Genomic DNA, 505 nt, shown 5'->3' with positions numbered 1-505 from the left:
CCGTTGAACAGCACGTTGAGCATCAGCATTTGAATAAAAAAACTCTTTCCCCCGCCTGATGTGCCGGTCACAGAAATGTTGTAATTCGTGCCCAACTTACCTGAGAATGGATCAATACAAGAAAATTGGTTGCGTAGTGTTGGCAATAAAATGCCCGATCCCGTACCCGACCAATCCGAAAGAATAGGCATGTATTGAGTCGCATTCCATGAGGAAATAGGCCACATCATCGTGGGTAGCTGAAATCCTTTTTGGAGATGATTCGTAAATAAAAAAGGCAATGTTGCTAGAAAATAGGGAGATTGCATCCTACGGCTTAGCGCAAGCTTAATACCGTTATAAGAAAAACAGGTACGAGCTGCTTCCACATCGCGGGCATATTCGGAACGTCTGGAAAATAGCACGACGTTATACAGCATCTTACAAGAACGCGTCTTTCCTGAAGCCAAATCATCACGAAAATGACGCCATTCACGCGCTTTTTTTTCTGTACCGGCAACATGCA

At 44.2% G+C, this 505-nt stretch carries 1 protein-coding gene; it reads right to left on the bottom strand.

The window, feature by feature from the left end; all coding sequences use genetic code 11:
* Positions 1 to 505, bottom strand: a 505-nt coding sequence (locus tag A8O27_RS18305; RefSeq protein ID WP_259293105.1) for a TraC family protein, incomplete at both ends; no start/stop codon positions are given.

It is taken from the genome of Legionella bozemanae (genome assembly GCF_001648595.1).
Taxonomy (GTDB): domain Bacteria; phylum Pseudomonadota; class Gammaproteobacteria; order Legionellales; family Legionellaceae; genus Legionella; species Legionella bozemanae.
The sequence above is the reverse complement of the archived record's forward strand: the minus strand, read 5'-3'. Positions and strand labels throughout refer to the sequence as shown.